The organism is uncultured Sphingomonas sp. (assembly GCF_913776855.1).
Taxonomy (GTDB): Bacteria; Pseudomonadota; Alphaproteobacteria; order Sphingomonadales; family Sphingomonadaceae; genus Sphingomonas.
This window is the reverse complement of sequence record NZ_CAJYQD010000032.1, coordinates 1-22,128: the sequence shown is the minus strand read 5'-3', so window position 1 is coordinate 22,128 and position 22,128 is coordinate 1. Positions and strand designations below refer to the sequence as shown.

The following is a 22,128-nucleotide window of genomic DNA, read 5'->3' as shown; positions in this document are numbered from 1 at the left end:
CACGCCGAAGTATACGGCACGGTAACGAAACGAGATTTCAGCGTTGGCGTTCCATCGTCACCGTAATTGGTCCGCGTCGCGCCGGGATGTGCAGCCCGTCCTTTGCGATCCGGGCCGGTTTGCCGTCGATCGTCGCGCTACCGGCCTCGCCCGCCAGCGGCCATTGCAGCACGAATCCACCCGGCGGCATCGCGCCGCCGCCGATGGTCGCGACGATCCGATCTCCTTCCGCCCGCATGGCGAGATCGACGGTCCCGTACGGCGTACGCAGGCCGCGCACGTCCGACCCCTTGCCCGCCAGCCAATCGCCGTCCAGCCCGCCCGCCAGCACGATGGCTTGGGCGTCCTGATCGACATAGGCGAAAAGGTCGAGCGCGGCACGGATATAGTCCGATGCGACCCACGCGTGCGGCACGTCGCCCAGGAAACGAATTTCGCGCAGGTCGCGTCCGACGACTTCGGCCCAGCCATTCCACCCGCCCGGCCGCCGGTCGCCCATGTAGAAATCGAGCATTCGGTTCGCCCGGTCGCGCCAGCCCAGCCGCACCATCGCCGACACGTTGCGCAGTTCGTACGGGGTATAATCCGCCCAGTCGCTGCTGACCGGCCGCGCCATCACCCGCCGCCACTGTTTATCGAAGGTATTGGCGAGCAGCGTCGGGTCGAGCCGTGCCTGTTCGCCCGCGGGGTCCAGCCCCATGGTGGTCGAGGTCGCGTCGAAATCGCCCATGCTGGTCGCGCCGGGGATATAGTCGATCTTCCAGAATTTGACGGCAGCCGCGATCGCAGCGTGCAGGTCACGCTGGAACCGGTCGCGCTGCGCCTCGATCTCCGCGGCCTCGGGCTTGTTCAGCACGCGCGCGACGAAGGCGGCGTCCTTGTATCCGGTCAGCGCCCAGAAATCGTCCCACAGGCTGTACTGCGCCTTGGCCGAATAGCCTTCGTGGCTGATCGATGGCGGCATCAGCCCGTACAGCATCCGCCGCTCGGGCGTCTGGTTGGCAGCGGTCCGTTCGGACTGCGCAAGGCTCTCCATATAGCGCCGCGCCGCGTCCAGTTTCGGCCAGTCGCGCTCCAACGCGGCCTTGTCGCCGGTGTAGCGATACAGGTCGGTGACGAGGTGGATATACTGCCCGTGGCTGTCATTCTCCGGCACCGGGTCCGGTCCGCGCGCATCGACGCAGCACGGCACCTTGCCGTTGGCGAACAGGTTCGGCCCGTACCAGTCGGCAAAGGCGCGGCCGGGCGTCACGACGCCCATGCGCAGCATCGTCTCGGTCATCATCGCCCCGTCGCGAATCCAGCTGCGGTCGTAGGAGCGGGTGCCGGGCTTCAGCGCCGGTCCGTCGCGGCTCATCAGTACCTGCGCCAGCGCCGACCTGACCGTATCGGCCAGCGGCTGCTTCATCGCCGGAACGGTCATCGTCACCGCGCCCAGCGTCCGCTGCCAGCTGGCGCGGGTTGCCGCATGGGCGGCGTCGAACGCAGCCTGGGTGACCGGCGCATCGCCGCCCAGCGCCATCGCCGTCGTCCAGCTTTCGCCCGGCGCCAGCGTGACGTCATAGGCGAGGCCGCCGGATGCAAGTTGCGTCGGGTCATCGCCCCGCATCGCCTCGCCCGGTTCGGCCGGATCGGCGAGCGCGCCCTGATCGAATGGCTTGGCCCAGGCCTGTGCCGGCGTGGTCAGCGGGAACAGTCGCCGGGTGACCGCCGCATCGCCGGCAATCGCGCCCGGCGTGGCGACCGCCATCGCGCTGCCATCCCATGCCAGCGTCGAGATCGGGCTGACCCCGCCCCGCTGGCTGAGGAATTGGGCAGGCGGGTTCACCTGGAACGGACGGACCGCCAGTACCAATCGCAACGTGCGTGGGGCGTCGCTGGTGTTCTTCAGGGTCCAGCGCGCCATCAGCCGCTTGCTGTTCGCATCAGCGAACAAGCTGGTATCGAGCGTCCATCCGGTCGCGGTCCACAGCGCGTGCGGGATCGGCAGATAGCCGTCCTCAAGGCTGTGGCCGGTCGCGACGTCACTCCATGCGATCGTCCGGCCGTTGTCGACCACGAAGGGTTCGACCGAGAAGCCGCCCTTGGCGATCTCGATCGCGCCATCCTCGCCGATCAGCCCGCTGACCGCACCGCCGTCGCTGGCGACGAGAGTCCAGTAGCTTTGTTCGGTGAAGCCGCGTGGGAAGCGGCCACGCGGGGCATTGCGCGCGAGATCGGCAATGAAGGCGTTGGGCGTTTCGGCCCAGGCGCGATCCTTCACCTCGACTTCCGCCAGCCCCTTCGCCCCGCTGATCCGCAGATAGCGCGTCTCCGTATCGGGCAGCGCAATCGGGTCGCTGCCGCCATCGCCCTGTGTCACCTTGCGCAGCGTGCGCCAGCGGCGACGGTCGTCGCTCGCCTCGATCGCATAGGCGGGCGCGGCGCCGGTCCAGTGCAACACCACCCCGCCCAGTTCGCGCTGGCCGCCGAAATCGATCGTCACCGGCCCCTTGGCCGCCGTCGTCCGGTCGCCATCGATCGCGCGCATGTCGCTCGCCACCGGGGCGGGCAACGGACGGGGCGGGGGGAGGCTTTCGAAGGTCCAGTCGTCAACCTCGATCGTGCCCGCGCCGCCATCGCGCCCGCGCACGACGACGATCTCGACCGCCCGCGTGGATTTCAGTGTCTTGTCGGTCGTCGGTCCCCATGCGAACTGCACGTCGCGCGGCCGGATCTTGATCTCCTGCCACGCGGCCGAGGGGCGGAAATTGGGCTTCGTCACCCACCATACATTGGTGCCGTCGACGTCGGTGAACTTGATCTGCAGATCGTTGACCCCGCCGGTGCCGCGCAGCTTCAGCCGCATTTCCCAGTTGGCCGGGAAGGTGATCGGCAGCGTCCGGCGCACGAACGCATAGCCCGATACCTTGGCAAAGTCGTAGCGCAGTTGCAGCGCCTTGTCCGTCGCGCCCGACACGGTAGTCGCCGTCGCGCTGACCCCGTCCGACGACGCCGCGCGCCATGCTGCCACGTCGTCGAAGGTGTCGAGCGGCTGGGCCTGTGCCGCGGCCGCCAGCAGGACCAGCGGGATCACGCCAGCCAGCCCCCCGTGAACCCCGCCCGTTCCAGTCCGCGCCGGATATGCGGATTGCGCCGCATCACCTCCCAGACCAGCCCGGAGCGAAGATTCTCGATCATCAGCACGATCGGCCCCTGATCGATGCCGAGATAATCGCCATCGACCCAGCCGACGCCGGGCACCAGCCTGCCATGCTGCAACGGCCGGTCGCTGCGGGTCAGCGTCGGGTTGAAGCTGTCGAGAAAACCGTATTTGTCATAGATGCCGGCACCGTAGCGTGCGTGCATCTTGCCGATCATCGGCTCGACGATTTCGGGTGCGAAGGCGACCGATCCGAGGGCGGCGGTCGGCGCCAGCGTCCCGTCGTCGCGCTCGCCCGGACCGCGCGCGGAATAGCTGTAGAATTCGCGCTCGCGCCCGTCGATCGTAACCTTGAAATCGCCCGGCCCGTCGCACGCGGTCAGGCCCCAGCAGTCATCGCCATACGCGACCTTGCCGCCCGGATTTTCGTTGGCATAGGCCCGCTGGGCATAGGTCGCGCGGCGGCTGTTCTCGAAATAATCGAGGCCTTTCGACGCGATATAGGGGTCGCGGATGCCGCGGAAATCGATCCACACATGGCTGTACTGATGGCCGAACATCGGCGCGAACTGCAGGTGCGGTTCACCCCAGCGGTTGCCCCAGCTTTTGTCGAACTGCTGCGTCAGCGCCGCCCAGGCCGCCGGCGGCAGCGGATGGGTCGGGCTGGCCAGCGCCAGCACGTACAGGATCATGCCCTCGTTATACGTGTTCCAGTCGGAACGGATGAAGCCGCTTTCGGGATGCCAACCCATCGATACGAAGGGCGGGCGCGGCACGATCCAGTCCCATTCCACCGCGCGATACAGCTGTTCGGCCAGCGCGCGGATGCGCGCCTCGACCGGATCGGCGCGGTCGAACCAGCTCTGCGCGAACAGCACGCCACCCAGCAGCAGCGACGTGTCGATCGTCGACAATTCGGTCCGGCCATAGCGCGTGCCGGTCTTCGCATCGAGAAAGTGGTAGAAGAAGCCCTTGTAGCCGCTCACCCCGGTCGCGGCGGGACCGGAGGGAGCCTTGCTGAGGAATTCGAGGGTGGCGACCGTGCGGTCGCGATGCTGCTGGCGGGTGATCCAGCCATGCTTCTCGCCGACGCCGTATGCGGTCAGCGCAAAGCCGATCGCGGCGATCGAGGCGAAGCTGGGCGTCGGCCAGCGATCGGGCGCGAGGCCGGTCGCGGCGTCGGTCGTGTCCCAGAAGAAGCGGAACGTACGCTCCTGGATGTCGGACAGGAGGTCGGGGTTGCGGGCGGGTGCAGGGGCGATCCCGGTCCGTGGCGTGCAGGCCCCGACAAGCGCGGCGGTGCTGGCGGCAAGGAAGAAACGGCGATCGATCACGGGCAGGCCCCTTTATTGGATACAAAAAAGCCGGGACAGGCGGGGGAGCCTGTCCCGGCAGGGGGAGGGAAAGGTTAGAAGTTGAAGCCCGCCGACAACTTGATCGTGCGCGGCTGGTTGCCGCCGATGCTGAACGACGACCGTTCGCCATAGATATGCTGCGAACCGTCGGTGCGGCTGTTGTCGAGCGGATTGTTGTTGAAGTCGATATAGTTACGATCGTTCATCAGATTGATGATGTCGACGCGGAAGCGGATTCGAGCGGTGTCGTTGACGAACCGGATCGGGATGTACTTCGTCGCGGCGACGTCGAGCTGACGACGGCCCCACTGATCGCCGAGGCTGTCGCGGAAGGCACCGACGAACGTCCGCTGATACGGGTTCGACGTGTTGAATTGCGCGACCTGGAACAGCGGCGATTCGATCGAGAACTTGCTCGACAGCGTCAGCCCGATCGGCGTGTCAACGCTACCGGCCATGACGAAGCGGTGGCGCGGCACGCCGACCGACCGCAGCGTCGGGTAATCGTCGATCGACGGGAAGTCGAGACTGAACGTCTCGTTGAAGATCCGATTTTCCGACGCTTCGGTAAAGGTATAGGTCGCGTCGAGGCTCCACGGCGACGTCGGCGAATACGGCTTGGTCAGTTTCACATAGGCCGAGTCCGCATCGGTCTTCAGACCGTTGTCGCCGATGATGATCGACCCGAAGCCCGGCGGGGTGAACGGGAAGGGCGACTGCGGGAACGGTTCCGCGGTAGTCGGCCCAGGCAGGAAAAACGAGCCGTCCTGACGACGGTTGCCCAACAGATACACGAAGCCATCGCGGCTCGAGATGTGCTGATAGCCGACTTCGAGTTCGATCGGGTTGAAGCGCGACCGGAAGCCGAGCGACACCTGATCCGAATACGGCATCTTCAGATCGTTCTTGATGAAGCGCAGTTCACGCCCGCCCCCCGTGCTGCTCTGTGCCAGCTGTGCGCGACCTTCTGCAGTCAGGTAGATCGGGTTCCACGGGATGCAGGTTGACGACGGCGTGCACTGGTTGAGCGGGTTCGCGCCCTGGAACAGGAACGTCCGCTGCTGGAACGCGCCGACCGACAATTCCTGCTGGAGGAAGTCGAACTGGTTGCGATCATAGGACCGACCAAAGCCGCCAAAGACCGTGAAGCGACCGTCTTCGTCGATGCGATAGGTAAAGCCGACACGCGGCTGGATCGCGCCAGTGAACGCCTTCCGGTTGTTTCCGGTCGAGATATAGTCGTTGATGTTGTAATCGGCGTTCTGAAGGTTCGGATATTGTGCCGCCGAGATCGCCGTCAGGTTCGCCTGCGGCGTCACGAAATCGAGGAACGCCGGGGTGCGTTCATAATCCCACCGCACGCCGAGGTTCAGCGTCAGGCGATCGGTAACGTCCCAATCGTCCTGCACGTAGATGCCGAACTGGAAGTTCTTCGATTCGATCGTCGAGCTGCCGAAGCCGCTGGGAGCGCCGAAGACGAGGCGGTAGGGAATATCGGTCTGGAAGCCAGTCTGGCTGAACAGATTCACGTCATAGGTATAGGAACCGTTGATGTTGTTCTGTTCGAGCGTGTTGAGGTTGACCCACTTCGCCTTCACGCCAGTCTTGAACGTATGTCCTTCAAGGCCGGTGTACGTGAAGTCGTTCTGGATGGTCCAGCCCTTCTGGCCCTTTTCCTGAAAGTTGGTGCCACCGCCAATGCGCAGCAGGTCGATGCGCGTGAAGCCGTTGTTGCGAATTTCGGTACGCTGGAAGAACTGGTTGATTGACTGTTCGACCGGACGCGGCGACCACAGCACGTCTTCGTAGGACACGCGGAAATCGTTGATCCAGTTATCGGCGGTGTGCTGCCACCGGGCTAGGCCACGAATGTCCTTAACCGAATTGTTGGTGCGGGTCGAGAACGCGTTGATCCCGCTGTCCAAGCTATCGCCGCTTTCCTTGCGGTACCGGCCCGAAAATTCGAACAGGTCTTCCGCGGTCGGCGAGACGTCGATCTTGCCGAAGATCAGGTCTTCGTTGAACGTGTTGGTGAAGTTGCCGAAGCGCGAGCGCAGGTCGGCGGGTATCACGTTGATGTCGACGCCGTTGCCCGGCAGTACGTCGACCGGGCGTTCCTGCCGTTTGCCTTCGTACGTGACGAAGAAGTGCGCGACGTCCTTGACGATCGGACCGCCCAGCGCGACGCCGTACTGCATATCCTTGGTGTCGACCTTCGCGACACGGGTCGGGAACAGTTCAGTCGGACGGCGGTCGCGCAGGTCCTGGTTGGTGTAGTCGATGAACCCTTCGCCATGGAACTCGTTCGTGCCCGACTTGGTGCCGGCGACGATCGCGACCGAGCTGACCTGGTCGAACTCCGCCTTATAGTTCGACGACAGCACCTGATACTCGCCGATGGCGAGCTGCGGGAACGGGTTGCCCGGCGACGAATCCTGGCCGGTCACGCCGTTCTTCAGGACATAGTCCTTCTGGCTGACGCCATCGATGAAGACGTTGACCGAGTTCGACCGCTGCGCGCCGCCCTGCAGGCGGGCCTGGCCATTGGCGCCTTCCTCGACGAAGCGGACGCCCGGCGCCAGATCGGCGAAGGCGAGGAAGTTGCGATTGTTCTGCGGCAGCTGCTCGATCAGGCGTTGGGTGATGTTGATGCCGACCTGGCCGCCCGACAGGGTGCGGATACGGCTGCCGGTGACGATGATTTCCTCGTCGTTCGACGCGACGCTGCCCGGATCGGTTTCGGTGGTCTCGCCGGCCGGAGCCGCGGCGGCAGCGGTCGTCAGGTCGAGGTCAAGGCCCGCATTCTGGCCGACGCGCAGCGTGAATTCGTCCGAGTTGCGCGTGCCGTTGGTCAGCTGGATTTCCAGCCGATAGGTGCCGGCGCGCAGCGAGGCGAAGTTGTAGGTCCCGTCCGCCCCGATGGTGGCGGTGCGGCGAATACCGGTCGCGACCTCGACCGCGGTGACCTGCGTCGCCTTGTTGTCGGCCGGCGACGTGATCGTGCCGCGCAGCGACGCCTGTCCAACCTGCGCATAGGCCGCGACCGGTGCGAGCATCGTTCCCGTCGCCAGCGTCGTCGCAGCGGCCAGCGCTGCGCGGATGATGGTCTTCCTCATGCGTATATTCCCCTTGTTTCCCGGTTTTCCGGGTCTTCCCTTGGTGAAGTGGTATTGCGCACGACCAGCAGGGGCGCGCGCAGTTCGACGCTATGGTCGTCGCCGCCGTCGATCTGGTCGATCAGGCGGGCAACCGCGCGTTCGCCCAGGCCGGCAATGTCGATGCGCAGCGTGGTGAGCGATGGCGAGATCAGGCGGGCGAGCGGGATGTCGTCGAACCCGGCAACGGCGATCCGGTCGGGCACGGCAATGCCGGCGCGACGAAATGCCATCAGTGCGCCGATCGCCATCATGTCGTTGGCGGCGAATACCGCATCGACGTCCGCCCCCTCCCGAACCCATCGTTCCGCTACGGAAACGCCCGACTCTTCGAGAAAGGTTCCGCGTTCGACGACCGATTCGAGGCCCGCGGCGGCCATCGCGGCGCAGTAGCCGCCAAGCCGTTCTTCGGCATCGATATTTCCGGCAGGCCCGGCGAGATGAAAAATGCGCCGCCGTCCGGTCGCGACCAGATGGTCGACCATCGTCCGGGCGCCGGCGGCGTTGTCGATGCGCAATTCGGGGCGCGGCTGGTGATGCGGCGCGCAGTTGACCAGCACGGCCGGCACGCCGGGCGGCAGGTGGCCGAACAGCTGGTCGGGGTCGATATGCGGCGCCATTACCACCAGCCCGTCGACCCGCCCGCGCATCGTGTGCAGCGCCTCTACCCCGCGTGCCGGGTCGGCGTGCATGTTCGACAGCAGCAGCTGCAGGCCGCGCTCCGATGCTTCGCGGTCCATGCCGCGCAACAGTTCAGAAAAGAATTCGCCATGCAGTTCGGGCAGCACGACGCCGATCGCGTTCGACCGGGCAAGGCTGAGCGAGCGCGCACCGGCATGGGGGACATAGCCCAGCGTCCGCGCCGCTGCCTCCACCTTTTCCCGCAGCGCGGGACGGACGTTCTCATGCCGGTTGAGGACGCGCGAGACCGAGGCGACGGACACGTCCGCCGCGCGTGCTACGTCGCGGATGGTGGCATTCGCCATGCGCTTGTCTGTCCACTCCCTTCGTTCGCCGCGCCCATCGCGACGAATCCGACGGCTGCCTGCCGTTCGCTCTTGATGTAACCGGTTACAAAAATCTACAACGCGCTTCAACCACAGATTCGACAACCCAGGTTTGAAACACAGGCGCGACTGAATCGTTGCGCAAACGACACAGAGGGGATCGCATGGAAGACACTCGCATTTCGCGCCGCGCATGGTTGATGGGCGCGGGCGCCGTGGCGGCATGGAGCGCATCGCCGGCCAGGGCATTGCTGGCACAGGCGGGCGACCGCCTGCCGGCATCGGTCGAGGCGCTGATCGGACAGATGACCGTCGAGGAGAAGGCCGGGCAGCTGACGCTGATGGCCGCCGCATGGGCCGGGGGCGCCGCCAATGCGCTGAACCCGATCAGCGCGACTGCGACGTTCGATGAGCAGCTGACACAGGTGCGCGCGGGTAAGCTGACCGGCGTGTTCAATGGCAATGGCGCCGAAATGGCGCGGCGGATGCAGCTGGTCGCGATGCGCGAGCAGCGGCTGAAGGTGCCGCTGTTGTTCGCCGCCGACATCATCCACGGCTTCCGCACCGTGTTCCCGATGCCGCTGGCGGAGGCGGGCAGCTTCGATGCCGACCTTGCCGAACGGACAGCGCGTGCGGCGGCGGTCGAGGCGTCGGCGGCGGGCATCGACTGGACCTTCGCACCGATGGTCGACATCGCCCGCGACCAGCGCTGGGGCAGGGGAATCGAGGGGGCGGGCGAGGACCTGTTGCTCGGCAAGACCATGGCTGATGCGCGCGTGCGCGGGTTCCAGGGGCGTCGCGGCCTGACCGCCGACGATGCCGTCGCCGCCTGTGCCAAGCATTTCGCGGCCTATGGCGCGGCGGCAGCCGGCCTCGACTATAACACTGTCGACATTTCGGAACGGACGCTGCGCGAAACCTATTTCCCGCCGTTCCAGACCGCCTTTGCCGCCGGTGCGCCCACGACGATGGCGTCGTTCAACGAATTGTCGGGCGTGCCCGCGACCGCGAACCCGTGGCTGCTCGACACCATCCTGCGCAAGGAATGGGGGTTCGGCGGGCTGGTCGTGTCCGATTACACCGGCGACGAGGAACTGATCGCGCATGGCTTTGCAGCCGACGCGCGCGAGGCGACGAAGCTCGCCTTCCTGGCGGGCGTCGACATGTCGATGCAGTCGGGCTTCTATATCAAGCACCTCCCCGATCTGGTGGCAAAGGGCGAGGTGCCGATGGCCCGGCTGGATCAGGCGGTGCGCCGGGTGCTGGCGCTGAAGGCGCAGCTGGGTCTGTTCGATGATCCGTTCCGCCGCATCGATCCGCGTCGCGAAAAGCAGCGCGTGCGCACGCCGGCCCATCTGAAGCTGTCGCGCGAGGCGGGTGCCCGCTCGATCGTGATGCTGAAGAACGACGGTGACCTGCTGCCCTTGCCGAAATCGGGCAAGAAGATCGCGTTGATCGGTCCGTTCGTGCAGGGGCAGCGCGAACTGATCGGCACGTGGAACGTCTATGGCTCGGATGCCGAGGCGGTCGATCTGCTGACCGGCGTGCGCGCCGCCGTGGCCGATCCGTCGCTGGTCACCGCGGTCGACGGGTCGGGCATCACCGACGCGATTCCCGGCGGGATCGAGGCGGCGGTGATCGCCGCGTCGCAGGCGGACGTCGTGCTGCTGGCGATCGGTGAATCGCAACGCATGTCAGGCGAGGCGCAGTCGCGGGTCGACATCGGCATCCCGCAGGCGCAGCTCGACCTTGCGGAAGCGGTACTTGCGACCGGCAAGCCGGCGGTCATCCTGCTGCGCAACGGCCGTGCGATGGTGCTGGACAAGCCGGTGCTGGACGCGCGTGCGATCCTCGTCACCTGGTTCCTGGGGTCGCAGAGCGGCCCGGCGACCGCCGATATTTTGTTCGGCGATGTGTCGCCGTCCGCCCGCCTGCCGGTCAGCTTTCCCTATTCGACCGGGCAGCAGCCCTATTACTACGCGCACAAGACCACCGGCCGCCCCAACCCGCCGGGGCCGCTGGCCGAATATAAGGCGCGCTATCGCGAAGGGCCGAACGCGGCGCGCTTCCCGTTCGGGCACGGCCTGACGTACGGCCGCATCGCCTATAGCGATCTCGACCTGGGCGGCGGGCGGCTCAACACCGACGGCGCATTGAAGGTCCGGGCGCGGGTCACGAACAGCGGCACGCGCGCCGCGACCGAAGTGGTGCAGCTCTACATCCACGACGTCGCTGCCAGCATCACCCGCCCCGTGCGCGAGATGAAGGCATTTCAGCGGGTGGCGCTGGCGCCGGGTGAATCGAAGATCGTTGAGTTCACGCTGCGCGCCGACGACCTGCGGTTTATCGGGACACAGAACCGCCCGACCGTCGAACCGGGTGCGTTTCGCATCTGGGTCGCCCCCTCGGCGGAAGCGGAGGGCGTCAACGGCAGCTTCGTGCTGGCCTGAACCCACGCACCCGGCATTGGTCGTCGCGCGTTAACTCCTTCAACCTGAGGGAGAAGCGCGATGACCGACAACGGCAAACAACCCAATCAGGCGGTGGGTGGCACGTCCGACGCCGCCAAGCCCGATGGCGTCAACACCGCACCCGGCGGCGGGGAATCCGGCGGGGGCGCCTATCCCAACCCGCATGACGACAGTGACGCCGGCCGCTTCGACGGCGGGCAGAGCGAGAAGGACTATCATGGCGGTCCGGGCGGCGCGCACAACGACGCCACCGGGACCGACACGTCCGACGCGGACTGATCCTGCGGGTCAGGCGGCGGCGAGTGCGCCCTGCGCCATGACCAGCGTGCCGAGCGGGCCGGCCTCGTCGCCCAATCCCGCCGGCACGATCCGTTCGGCGATTGAACGGTCATCGACGAAGCCCAGATAACCCGCCAGTGCGGCGACCGTGCGTTCGCGCACCATCGGCAACACATGCGGCTGGCCCAGCCCGACCCCGCCCCCCACGATGATGCGGGCAGGGGAGAGGGTCAGGAACAGCATCGCGAACGCCTCGCCCAGCGCGTCGGCGACGTCGCGCCACGCCGGATCGTCGGCGGTGAGCAGATGCGCCGGCTTGCCCGTCCGCGCCGCGATGGCCGGGCCGCTGACCAGTCCTTCCAGGCAATCGCCATGGAACGGGCAGGCCCCCGCGAAGCTGTCGCCCGCGCGGCGCCGCACGCGGATATGGCCCGCCTCCGGATGCATCATGCCGGTCACCGGTTGTCCGTTGACGATGATCCCCATGCCGACCCCGGTGCCGACCGTGACATACAGGAAGTCCGAAAGACCGACGCCCGCGCCATGCCGACCCTCACCCAGCGCCGCGCCGGTAACATCGGTATGGAACGCCACGCGATCGAACCCAGCCGCCAGCGGCCCGACGATATCCGCCCCGGCCCAATGCGGCTTGGGTGTCGGCAGCATCCGTCCGTCCGCAACCGAAATCGGGCCGAAGCTTGCGATTCCGATCGCTTCCGGACGGTGTTCTTTCCGCCATTCGGTCAGCTTTTGCGCCAGTGCGCCCAGCGTTTCGTCAGGGGTCGTGGTGGGTATGCGGAACCGGTCGAGGATCGTGTCACCATGGCCGATCACCGCGATCGATTTGGTCCCGCCCAGCTCGACACCGGCAACCATCCTGTTTGCAACCATCGCTCGACCCTCTCCCGCATGAACCCTGATCCTGCCGCACCGACGACGGACGCGGCAAGCCGGGACTGCTGGCCGCCGCCGTTACCCGCTTTCGCAATCGTTTGCAATTGTTTGGCACGCTGCGCACATAATGCTGGCAGAGCAAGGGAATATGTTCGTACAAGCACGCCCATGGACGACAATGCCGCTACCCCGGTCCGCGTGCGGACGATCGCTGATCTTGCCCGACTGGCCGGGGTGTCGCCCGGTACCGTGTCGCGCGCACTGGCCGGAAAGTCGCTGGTCAATGCCGAAACCCGCGATCGTATTCAAGCGCTTGCCACCGAACATAGTTTCCGCCCGAACCAGATGGCCAGCCGCCTGCGGACGCAGCGGACCGGCGTGATCGGGGTCGTCGTACCGCTGGGCCACGAACGGCGACAGCATCTTTCCGATCCGTTCTTCATGACGATGCTCGGTTTCCTCGCCGATCGGCTGACAGAGGATGGCTATGACCTCATGCTGTCTCGCGTCATCCCCGACGCGACCGACTGGCTGGAGCGGATCGTCGATTCCGGGATGCTCGACGGCGTGCTGCTGATCGGCCAGTCGGACCAGTTCCACACCATCGAACGCGTCGCCCGCCGCTATCGCCCGCTGGTGGCGTGGGGCAGCAGCAACCTGCCCGGTCAGGTGCATTGCGCGGTCGGCACCGACAATATCGCCGGCGGGCGGCTGGCCGGTGAACGGCTGATCGAACGCGGCGCGCGGCGCATCGCGTTCCTCGGCGAACTGCGCGCGCCCGAAATCCGCCAGCGTTGCGAGGGCGTGGCACAGGCGCTGGCGCTAGCCGGGATCGACCATCCCCCGGTCCAGCTCGACACGCACCTCGCCTCCGACATCATGGAGCAGGAGATCGCCGCGCATCTCGACCGGGTGGGCGGGGAGATCGATGGCATCGCCGCTGCGTCCGACGTCATCGCGCTCACCGCGCTGCGCGTCCTTGCCGACCGGGGTATCCGCGTGCCCGCCGACATGCCGGTGGTCGGCTATGACGACCTGCCGCTCGCACTCAGCGCCGTACCGCGCATCACCACCGTTCGCCAGGATATCGCGAGCGGTGCGAACGCGATGGTGTCCGCGCTGTTCCGCCGGATCGCGGGCGAGGATGCGCCATCGGTGGTGATGACCCCGATCCTGGTCGAACGCGATTCGGCATGATCGCCGGGCGGGGTAGGGCAGGGGCATCAACGCCCTTGCGCAGCCCCCGCGCCCGACGCTATCGCACCGGGGCGAACGTGTGGGGCCTGTAGCTCAATGGTTAGAGCTGGCCGCTCATAACGGCTAGGTTGCGGGTTCGAGTCCTGCCGGGCCCACCAACGCTTGAACCGCGCGGCATTTGCGACTAAGGCCGCGCTTCGCGTCGGGGAGTGGCGCAGTCTGGTAGCGCGCCTGCTTTGGGAGCAGGATGTCGCAGGTTCGAATCCTGTCTCCCCGACCAACTCCCGCTAAGGCTTTGATTTCACGTCGCCAACCCAGCGATCGGGAACGGTTGTACCTATCGCTGTATCCATCGGGGGCCAAGGCGTGGGATTGCCGAACCTGAAACTGCGCGGCGGCAGCTATCATTGGCGCCGCAAGATCATGGTGGCGGGCCAGCCGCTGCCCCTCTCGGTTTCGTTACGCACGGGGAATTTTACCGCGCTCGCCCTTCGCCGCGCATGGCAACATCGCCACCGGTGGCGGTTGCCTCGCGGCACCGTACCTCGCCATCTGGATGATCGCGCGCGGCGGCTCGCCCGACCTTGCGCGCGAGGCGCTGCACTATGTCGCGCCGGTCGGTGAGAAGGACCGGTTCGTCGACCATGCCCTGTCCATGGTCAGCGCCGAGCCTTAACCCCGAAAGCTGGCCTGAAAACTGGTCGGCATCAGTGACACATGCGCGTCCAGCGGCGGCCGCAGCTCGAACGCGCGGGGATTGCGGGCGAAGTTCCAGAGCCGCACAAGGCACCAGTCTCCCCGATGCTCTTCCGACACGGCCAGTTCGTTGCGGCTGATGTGAAAGGGCGTGCGTTCCCAGCCGTTGGTGGTCTTCACCTCGATCAGGCGAGGACGGCCATCGCTCTCGAAGCTGGCGATGTCGTAGCCGGCGCCGTCGCCATCCTGGTCCGAAACCCAGCGGATGCGATCGGCCAGATCGTCGCGCCCGGCGGCAATAAGCGACGATCGTTCGTGAAGGACGATGCGCTCCTCGCCAGCGCGGCCGAGCGCACGGTTGCGGGCATCGCGCTCCGCCACGTCGAAGCGCCGGGCGATATGCTGCATCTGTTCCAACTCGTCCGGCGGCGGGACGTTGCCGAGCGTCGGCGGCGGGCCGATCCACAGGGTTGGGGTTTCCCGCACACGCGACGGCGACGACTCTCCAGTCAGCGACAGGCGCGTCTCGGGCGACAGCCACGTCGGGTGCGTAGCCAGCCAGCGCGCCACGGCGTCAACCAGCGACCCCTGGAAGTTGAAGGCGGGCTTGTAGCCGGGGATCCAATCCTCACCGAGCCCCTTCAGGACGGCACTAATATTCTGATGCTTGTATTCGATCGACCCGCGCGGGCGGCCGATCGCCGCCTGCAACCGACGGTTATGCTCGGCCTTGCTATAGGGGCGGCCTGCCTCATCATCGGCCAGCATCGCGAAATAGTCGGCGACGATCGCGTCATTTTGTTGATCGGTCCAGTCGCCGGATGCCATCGGCCGAAGCTAGGCCATGCAAGAGAAGCTGTCACGACGAAGTCCGCGCCTGTTCCTCCTGCCGCTTCCATTCCGCCGTCCGCAGCACGACATAATCGCGCAGAAGCTGCACCCGGCGGGGACGAAAGCTGTGCCCGCTCCGTTCCAGTGCTTCGATCCGCGCCACCTCGAACGTGCGATGGGCCTCGCGCAACAGGCACCAGCCCAACAGCATCAGCGTCTTGGGGCTATAGGACATGCCGAGCGGCAGAATCTCGCGTTCGGTACGTCGCCCCTGCGCGTCGCGATAGGCGATGTGGACGCTGACCTCGTCCCAGCAGGCTTCGCGCAGGAGATCGAGGTCGATCGTGACGGCAGGGCGCGACTCCGGTGGGCGCCAGGATCGGATCGTTGCGTGCGCCGCCTGCCGCGCTTGCCGGTCGGGCAAGGTCGCGACGATCCGCGCGAGCGCATTGCGCCCCGCCGTCGTCAGCGTGTCGTCACCGAGATCGCCGAGGCTCGCGACCCCGAGCATCAGCGCTTCGATCTCAAGGCGCGAGAAGCTCTGCGGCGGGAGCGCGGGATCTTCGGTCAGCGTGTAGCCATAGCCCGCCGTTCCATCGATCAGCACCCCACCGGCGCGCAACGTGGCGATGTCGCGGTAAAGCTGCCGCGTCGAGATCTCCGTTTCCGCGGCAAGGCGCGTCGCCGTGACCGGCTTGGGAAGCCGTCGCAGTGCGTCGAGCAACCGCATCAGTCGGTCCGATCGTGCCATCCCTGCTGCCCGAAATTGTCAGGAGCGCTGCCGTAGAGGGACAGCATCAATCACCGCAAGGAGAAAGCCGATGCGCACCCTCTATTTCTCGCCCAATTCCCGGTCCGACACGGTCGTCGCGCTCGTGCGGATGCTCTCGGCCGACATCGACATGCGCGAGGTGACCATCGCGCGACAGGACGGGTCGGGCAGCCCCGATCCCGCCAATCCGCACCCGGAGGGCAAGGTGCCCTACCTGACCGATGGCGACGACGCGGTGCGCGAGCGCGGCGCGATCATGCTCTACCTCACTGACGCCTATCCCGATGCCGGGCTGGGGCCGCTACCCGGCGAGGCGGGTCGCGGGGCGTACCTGTCGTGGCTATTCTATTATCAGGGCGTCATCGAACCGCTGTTGATCCTGAAGTGGGCGAACGTCAGCCATCCGGCGATCGCCGCCGGTCTGCGCGACTTCGATACGATGATCGAGCGACTGGCCGAGCCGCTTCGGCGTGGGCCGTGGCTGCTCGGCGAGCGCTTCTCCGCGGCGGACATGCTGTGCAGTTCGCCGTTCTTCTGGTTTGCCGACATGATGCCCGCCGACCCGGCGATCCGCGACTGGGTGGCACGGTGCGGCGAACGAATGGGCGCTGGCGGTAAGTAGCGGCACAGCGGCCTCGACACAGGATACAACGCGCCTTGTCGGGGCCGCGTTCAGGGCAAAGCGTAGCATCTGTTTCGTCGCGAGATCCGCCTCGCGCAGCCAGACAGGCACGACCTGTGATTCGCCCGCTCCAGTGGCACCGCTGCCGGTCGAGCCGGTGCGTGTTCAGCGCCTGCCTATCCCGATCAGGGCGGTCGAAGGGATAGGCAGGATTGTCCGGTCGCCAGCCATGGCTCGCACCTCGGCGACGACGGCGGCCCGTTCGGTGTCGGTCAGGCTGACCCAGTCGGGGGACATGCCGAACAAGGTATCCGGCTCGACCAGCGCATCGACATCGAGCGCGTAATCATAGGTGACGTGTTCGATCCGTGGGTCCCGGTATCCCGCAGCCAATAGTTCGCGCGCGAAATCGCTCGGATCGCTCAGCGCCTTGACCGCATTCGGCAAGGTCATGCCCTCACGCCCGGAAAACAGCTTGCGACGCACCTGGCCGAGCAGGAGGAAGGTCGCCGCGCCGCCATCCTGCCAGGTCGTGATTACGCCATATCCTCCGGGGCGCGTCACCCGCGCCATTTCGGAGAGTCCCTTGCGCCAGTCGGGAAACATGATGACGCCGAAGATCGAGAAGACGGCGTCGAAACTGCCGTCTTCCAGCGCGAGGGCTTGGCCATCCATGACGCGTGCGTCGACATTGGGCAGCTTTGCCGCCGCGATGCGCGCCACCATGCCGGGCGAGAAGTCGGTCGCAAGTACCTGTGCGCCGGTCCGTGCCGCTGCGAGCGCCAGGGCGCCGGTCCCGGCCGCCACGTCCAGCACGCGGCTCTCCGCTGTCAGGCCGACCTGCCCAAGCGCCGCCTCGGCATAGCGGGAAGTGAAGGGATGCGCCGTTTTCTCATAATGTCGGGCGGCGCCGTCCCAGTGATCCGGATTCTCGTAAACAGGCATATTCGCACTCCACGAATCATGTAACATTACAAGTATCGTGATATTGCACGCTTGCCAACCATGGTGGCGCGGGGAAGGATCGGATCGTGCGTAACGACAGCCGCCTTTCGCGAATGCTGCATGTGCTGCTCCACATGGCGCGGCATGACGGGCCGATGACGTCCGAGGCGATCGCCCATATGCTGGGCACCAACCCGGTGGTGGTTCGGCGTACGCTGGCCGGCCTGCGGGACGCGGGATATGTACGATCGGAAAAGGGCCATGGCGGCGGCTGGGTGATCGCGCAGCCCTTGCAGAACGTCTCGCTGCTGGACGTGCATCGCGCGGTTGGCGGACCCCGTCTGGTCGCGATCGGCCATGAGAACGCCAACGCCGACTGCGCGGTGGAGAAGGCGGTCAACACGGCGCTGGACGGTGTGCTGCGGGATGCCGAGGCATTGTTGTTCGCGCGGCTGGGCGCGGTGACCCTGGCTGAACTGGCGCGCGAGTTCGACGCGAATTGCGATGCGGCCGGGTAGCAGGACCTGTCGCATCCGGCCACCCCGCCCAAGGGGCGTTTGCCGGAAGGGGGGAGGGGACACTATGACGCAATGCCCGGCACCGTCCGTATCGGTTACGGCCTGTCGATGATCCGGCACGCGTCCTGAGGAGCGCAACACATGACCGACCACCAGAACGGCGTTGAGGTTCAGGGCCGTTTGATACCCTTTCCTGCATCGATAAGCCGGGAAGCCCGTGCCAGTCTCGAACGACTGGTGAACGACGATGGCATTCCGCACAACGCGCTCTACACGATGCCCCTGCCGGACGATCATGCGGGTTGGATGAAGGTCAAGGCGGCAGCGGACGGGCACTATGCGGCGGCCGTGAAAGGGCTGGCGGTTACGTTGCGCGCCACCGTCGAGACGGTTCGAACCGATGCGGCCACGATCCACGTCGCGACGCCGGAGACGCTGTCGGCGCCGGACTACGCTCTTCTGGATTTCCATGGCGGCGCGTTCGTGTTCGGTGGTGGCGAGGCGTGTCGCGCCCAGGCGCGGATGCAGGCGGATCGGCAGGGGGCGCTCTGCTATGGCGTCGATTACAGGATGCCGCCCGAACATCCCTATCCCGCGGCGCTGGACGATGCGATGGCGGCATATCGCCATGTGCTGGAACGGCACGCACCGTCGCGTATCGTCGTGAGCGGGCGATCGGCGGGCGGAAACCTGGCCGTCGCGATGCTTCTGCGCGCAAAGGCCGAAGGGTTGCCCATGCCCGCCGGAATGGTCCTCCTGTCCCCGGAGGTCGATCTGACCGAGTCCGGCGACAGTTTCCAGGTCAACCAGATGGTGGATGTGGTGCTGCCCGGCTCCCTGATGCGGAACAACCTGCTCTATGCCGGCGGGGCGGAGCTGTCGCATCCCTACCTCTCGCCATTGTTCGGAGAGTTGACGGGCCTTCCCCCGACTTTCCTCCAATCGGGTACGCGCGACCTGTTCCTGTCCAATGCGGTGCGGATGCACCGTGCGCTCCGCCGGGCGAACGTGGATGCCGAACTCCATGTCTTCGAGGCGATGCCGCACGGCGGTTTTCAGGGGAACACTCCGGAGGACCATGATCTGGCGACCGAAATATCCCGATTCGTGGCGCGTTGCTGGGTGCGGCCGGCCTAGCTCGAAGCGGATGACGGCGTTCCGGGGGCTGCGGGGTGAGCGCTGGTCTGGTTGCCAGGCGATCGTCCCGTCGCCCGACGTGCAGGTACTGGCCGAGCCACTCGGCCGGTCGTTCTCCGCGATGGAACCATGGTGCTGCGCATGTCCCCTTCAGCGTCAATTGGCGCAAAATCCTGCCGCGATGCAGCGCGCAACATTCGCTCACTGCCGTGTCGCAAAGGTGCCGCAATCGCGCCACCGTCCGGCTGGGTGCGTAACGATCCCGAACGATCACGAAAAAAAAAGGGGCGCCACCGTTGCCGGGGCGCCCCTTTTCGAATTCCGGTTTCCCGCGTCGCAGATGGACGCGGGAGCGGGAATTACATGCCGTTGTGCTCGGCTGCGTTCTCGATCGCGTCCGAAGCGTCTTCGGCGTTTTCCGAAGCGTTCATCAGGTCGGCCGCAACGGCTTCGTTCGAGGTGTTTTCAGCCTGGGCTTCCAGGTTGTCGGCCAGCATTTCCAGGTTGTCCGAAGCTGCGTCGGCAGCGTTGTCGGTCGGGGTGTTCTTGCAGGCGGCGACCGAGAGGAGGCCGGCAGCGGCGGCGACGAGCATGATCTTCTTCATTCGGGTTACTCCCAGAAAATTCCATTTCGCGAATATCCCGGCGTCACCGCCGTCGCGAGATTGCCGCAATAGCGCTTCCACGCGGCCCGTCAATCTCCAATTGTGGCAGGAATGCGGCTTTGCGACCAATGGTGGACCGTGGCAGGGGCGCGACGAACCGCAGGAATGCCTGAATTCCGGGCCGAAAACGGCGCATGACGCAGCGTAATGTTGCGTCTGCGAATTGTGATTTGCCGAGGCCTGTCGATCCCGTTGCGGATCGTCGATTGCCGCATCGGGACGCCGTCCGGGATGGGGCGGGGGAGGCCGAATCGGCCGGACGCGGCCGCCCTTCGGTCCATGGCGGCCGCGTTGCCAATTCGTTGGCCCATCGCTACATCGCGCCAGAACAATTCATACCACCCCCGATATTCGAAACGGAGCCTTCGGCAATGGCCGTGCAGTACAGCTATGTAATGAAGGGTCTGACCAAGACCTTCCCCGGCGCCAACAAGCCGGTACTCAACAATATTCACCTGCAGTTCCTGCCGGACGCGAAGATCGCGATCATCGGCCCGAACGGCGCGGGCAAGTCGACGCTGATGAAGGTCATGGCCGGCATCGACACCGAATTCACCGGCGAAGCCTGGGCCGCCGAGGGAATCAAGGTCGGCTATCTGCCGCAGGAGCCGAAGCTCGACCCGACCAAGACGGTGATGGAAAACGTCAAGGACGGCGTGCGCCCGGTCGCCGATCTGGTCGATCGCTTCAACGCGATCTCGGCCGAAATGGGCGATCCGCAGGACGATACGGATTTCGACAAGTTGCTCGAGGAAATGGGCGAGCTGCAGGCGAAGATCGATGCGGTCGATGGCTGGAGCCTCGACAACCAGCTTGAAATCGCGATGGAGGCCCTGCGCTGCCCGCCGGGCGACGCATCGGTCGAAAATCTGTCGGGCGGTGAGAAGCGCCGCGTGGCGCTATGCAAGCTGCTGCTCGAAAAGCCGCAGATCCTGCTGCTCGACGAACCGACCAACCACCTCGACGCCGAAAGCGTCGGCTGGCTTGAGAATTACCTCAAGGAGTATACCGGCAACGTCATCCTCGTGACGCACGACCGCTACTTCCTCGACAACGTCGTCAACTGGGTGCTCGAGCTCGATCGCGGGCGCTACTATACCTACGAATCGAACTATTCGGGCTATCTGGAAAAGAAGGCCAAGCGCCTCGAACAGGAAGAGCGCGAAGAGGCCGGCAAGGCCAAGGCGATCCAGGACGAGCTGGCATGGATGCGGCAGACGCCAAAGGCGCGCCAGACCAAGAGCAAGGCCCGCATCCGCGCGTTCGACGAACTGGTCAAGAACCAGGAGAACCGCGTCGTCGGCAAGGCGCAGATCCTGATCCAGATTCCCGACCGCCTGGGCGGCAAGGTGATCGAGGCGCAGGGCCTGACCAAGGCGTATGGCGACAAGCTGCTGTTCGAGAATCTCGACTTCAACCTGCCGCCGGGCGGCATCGTCGGCGTGATCGGGCCGAACGGCGCGGGCAAGTCGACGTTGTTCAAGCTCATCACCGGGCAGGAACAGCCCGATGGCGGATCGATCGAGGTCGGGCAGACGGTGAAGCTCGGCTATGTCGACCAGAGCCGCGACGACCTCGACCCCAACAAGAACGTCTGGGAGGAAGTGTCGGACGGCCTCGACGTGTTCCGCTTCGGCAAGCAGGAACTGGGCACGCGCGCCTATGTCGGCGCGTTCAACTTCAAGGGGCAGGACCAGCAGAAGAAGGTCGGCCAGCTGTCGGGTGGTGAACGCAACCGCGTCCACATCGCCAAGATGCTGAAGGAGGGCGGCAACGTCCTGCTGCTCGACGAACCGACCAACGACCTCGACGTGGAAACGCTGCGTGCGCTGGAAGAGGCACTGGAGACGTTCGCGGGCTGCGCCGTGGTCATCAGCCACGATCGCTTCTTCCTCGATCGCCTGTGCACGCACATCCTGGCGGTCGAGGGCGACAGCCATGTCGACTGGTTCGAAGGCAATTACGACTCGTACGAAGAGGACAAGCGCCGCCGCATGGGCGACGCCGCCGACCGTCCGACGCGCCTCGCCTATAAGAAGCTGACGCGCTGATGCCGGGCCGCCAGTCGCCGGGGGATACCCTTGGCGGCTGGCTGTTGGCGAATGGTCTCGAAGCACCGGACGGGCCGGGCGGCATCGCCGACGTGGCGCGGGTTCGCGTGCTGCTGGTGGCGGCAGCGCGTGAGGGCCGTGCGATGACCTATAGCGAAATCCTGGGCGCGCTGGGCCACCGCTTCACCCGGCCGAAGATGCGTGCGCTATGCGCCACGCTCGACCGGATCGATACGGATGGCGCGTTGGTTGGTGAACCGGGATTGGCGGTGCTGGTCGTTCGCCAGTCGGATGGCTTGCCGGGGCAGGGCTGGTGGATCGGCACGGCGGCGGACGCAGGCCATACGGGGCAATGGACAGGACCGGACGCCGAGACGTTCGTCCGCGCGCG

The 22,128-nt window shown here is 66.0% G+C and carries 17 protein-coding genes and 2 tRNA genes; 10 read left to right on the top strand and 9 right to left on the bottom strand.

All coding sequences use genetic code 11. The annotated features are described in order from the left end of the window. Window positions 1–37: 37 nt before the first annotated feature. From QZ755_RS08570 to QZ755_RS08555, 4 genes are all read right to left on the bottom strand, one after another. Complete coding sequence (locus QZ755_RS08570; protein ID WP_294321900.1) at window positions 38–3,076, bottom strand: discoidin domain-containing protein; 3,039 nt, start codon at window positions 3,074–3,076, stop codon at window positions 38–40. Then, window positions 3,073–4,476 (bottom strand): glucoamylase family protein, encoded by a 1,404-nt coding sequence (locus QZ755_RS08565; RefSeq protein ID WP_294321898.1) that lies wholly within the window; start codon window positions 4,474–4,476, stop codon window positions 3,073–3,075. Before QZ755_RS08565 ends, QZ755_RS08570 begins: the two co-directional genes overlap by 4 nt. Before the next feature lie 74 nt (window positions 4,477–4,550). Continuing rightward, entirely contained in the window at window positions 4,551–7,613 is a 3,063-nt protein-coding gene (locus tag QZ755_RS08560; protein WP_294321896.1) for a TonB-dependent receptor, read from the bottom strand. Beyond that, complete coding sequence (locus tag QZ755_RS08555; RefSeq protein WP_294321895.1) at window positions 7,610–8,638, bottom strand: LacI family DNA-binding transcriptional regulator; 1,029 nt, start codon at window positions 8,636–8,638, stop codon at window positions 7,610–7,612. Before QZ755_RS08555 ends, QZ755_RS08560 begins: the two co-directional genes overlap by 4 nt. Window positions 8,639–8,823: 185 nt before the next feature. Here QZ755_RS08555 and QZ755_RS08550 point away from each other — a divergent pair, with 185 nt between their 5' ends. After that, entirely contained in the window at window positions 8,824–11,109 is a 2,286-nt protein-coding gene (locus QZ755_RS08550) for a glycoside hydrolase family 3 N-terminal domain-containing protein (RefSeq protein ID WP_294321893.1), read from the top strand. Between the two features lie 60 nt (window positions 11,110–11,169). Next, window positions 11,170–11,409: a hypothetical protein gene (locus QZ755_RS08545; RefSeq protein WP_294321892.1), complete on the top strand. Its 240-nt coding sequence runs from the start codon at window positions 11,170–11,172 to the stop codon at window positions 11,407–11,409. 9 nt (window positions 11,410–11,418) lie between these two features. Here the strand turns inward: QZ755_RS08545 and QZ755_RS08540 are convergent, their stop codons facing one another. Next, complete coding sequence (locus QZ755_RS08540) at window positions 11,419–12,300, bottom strand: ROK family protein (protein WP_294321890.1); 882 nt, start codon at window positions 12,298–12,300, stop codon at window positions 11,419–11,421. Between the two features lie 171 nt (window positions 12,301–12,471). Between QZ755_RS08540 and QZ755_RS08535 the strand changes: the two genes are divergently transcribed. The 3 genes from QZ755_RS08535 (at window position 12,472) to QZ755_RS08525 (ending at window position 13,780) form a co-directional block, all read left to right on the top strand. Next, window positions 12,472–13,500, top strand: coding sequence for a LacI family DNA-binding transcriptional regulator (locus tag QZ755_RS08535; RefSeq protein WP_294321888.1), 1,029 nt, complete (start codon window positions 12,472–12,474; stop codon window positions 13,498–13,500). An 82-nt stretch (window positions 13,501–13,582) separates the two neighbouring features. After that, window positions 13,583–13,658, top strand: a tRNA-Ile gene (locus tag QZ755_RS08530). 45 nt (window positions 13,659–13,703) lie between these two features. Continuing rightward, window positions 13,704–13,780: transfer RNA gene (locus QZ755_RS08525), tRNA-Pro, on the top strand. 392 nt (window positions 13,781–14,172) lie between these two features. Here QZ755_RS08525 and QZ755_RS08515 read toward each other — a convergent pair. After that, window positions 14,173–15,024: a DUF3883 domain-containing protein gene (locus QZ755_RS08515; RefSeq protein WP_294321886.1), complete on the bottom strand. Its 852-nt coding sequence runs from the start codon at window positions 15,022–15,024 to the stop codon at window positions 14,173–14,175. A 31-nt stretch (window positions 15,025–15,055) separates the two neighbouring features. Next, window positions 15,056–15,757: a WYL domain-containing protein gene (locus QZ755_RS08510; RefSeq protein ID WP_294321885.1), complete on the bottom strand. Its 702-nt coding sequence runs from the start codon at window positions 15,755–15,757 to the stop codon at window positions 15,056–15,058. 91 nt (window positions 15,758–15,848) lie between these two features. Here QZ755_RS08510 and QZ755_RS08505 point away from each other — a divergent pair, with 91 nt between their 5' ends. Then, window positions 15,849–16,421 carry a glutathione S-transferase family protein gene (locus QZ755_RS08505; RefSeq protein ID WP_294321883.1) on the top strand — a complete coding sequence of 191 codons (573 nt, stop codon included), beginning with the start codon at window positions 15,849–15,851 and terminating at the stop codon, window positions 16,419–16,421. Between the two features lie 165 nt (window positions 16,422–16,586). On the opposite strand, the gene QZ755_RS08500 is transcribed toward QZ755_RS08505, so the two are convergent. Beyond that, window positions 16,587–17,366: a class I SAM-dependent methyltransferase gene (locus QZ755_RS08500; protein WP_294321881.1), complete on the bottom strand. Its 780-nt coding sequence runs from the start codon at window positions 17,364–17,366 to the stop codon at window positions 16,587–16,589. Between the two features lie 86 nt (window positions 17,367–17,452). Here QZ755_RS08500 and QZ755_RS08495 point away from each other — a divergent pair, with 86 nt between their 5' ends. Further along, window positions 17,453–17,884, top strand: coding sequence for an Rrf2 family transcriptional regulator (locus QZ755_RS08495; protein WP_294321880.1), 432 nt, complete (start codon window positions 17,453–17,455; stop codon window positions 17,882–17,884). 141 nt (window positions 17,885–18,025) lie between these two features. Further along, window positions 18,026–19,021 carry an alpha/beta hydrolase gene (locus tag QZ755_RS08490; RefSeq protein ID WP_294321878.1) on the top strand — a complete coding sequence of 332 codons (996 nt, stop codon included), beginning with the start codon at window positions 18,026–18,028 and terminating at the stop codon, window positions 19,019–19,021. 359 nt (window positions 19,022–19,380) lie between these two features. Here QZ755_RS08490 and QZ755_RS08485 read toward each other — a convergent pair whose 3' ends face one another. Beyond that, a complete protein-coding gene (locus QZ755_RS08485; RefSeq protein WP_055759905.1) occupies window positions 19,381–19,626 on the bottom strand; it encodes a hypothetical protein in 246 nt (81 codons plus the stop codon). Between the two features lie 431 nt (window positions 19,627–20,057). Here QZ755_RS08485 and ettA point away from each other — a divergent pair, with 431 nt between their 5' ends. Then, window positions 20,058–21,737, top strand: a complete 1,680-nt coding sequence (gene ettA / locus QZ755_RS08480) for an energy-dependent translational throttle protein EttA (protein WP_294321874.1) — start codon at window positions 20,058–20,060, stop codon at window positions 21,735–21,737. Beyond that, on the top strand, window positions 21,737–22,128 hold a 392-nt coding region (locus QZ755_RS08475), incomplete at its 3' end, for a ribose-phosphate pyrophosphokinase (RefSeq protein ID WP_294321873.1). The genes ettA and QZ755_RS08475, both read left to right, overlap by 1 nt.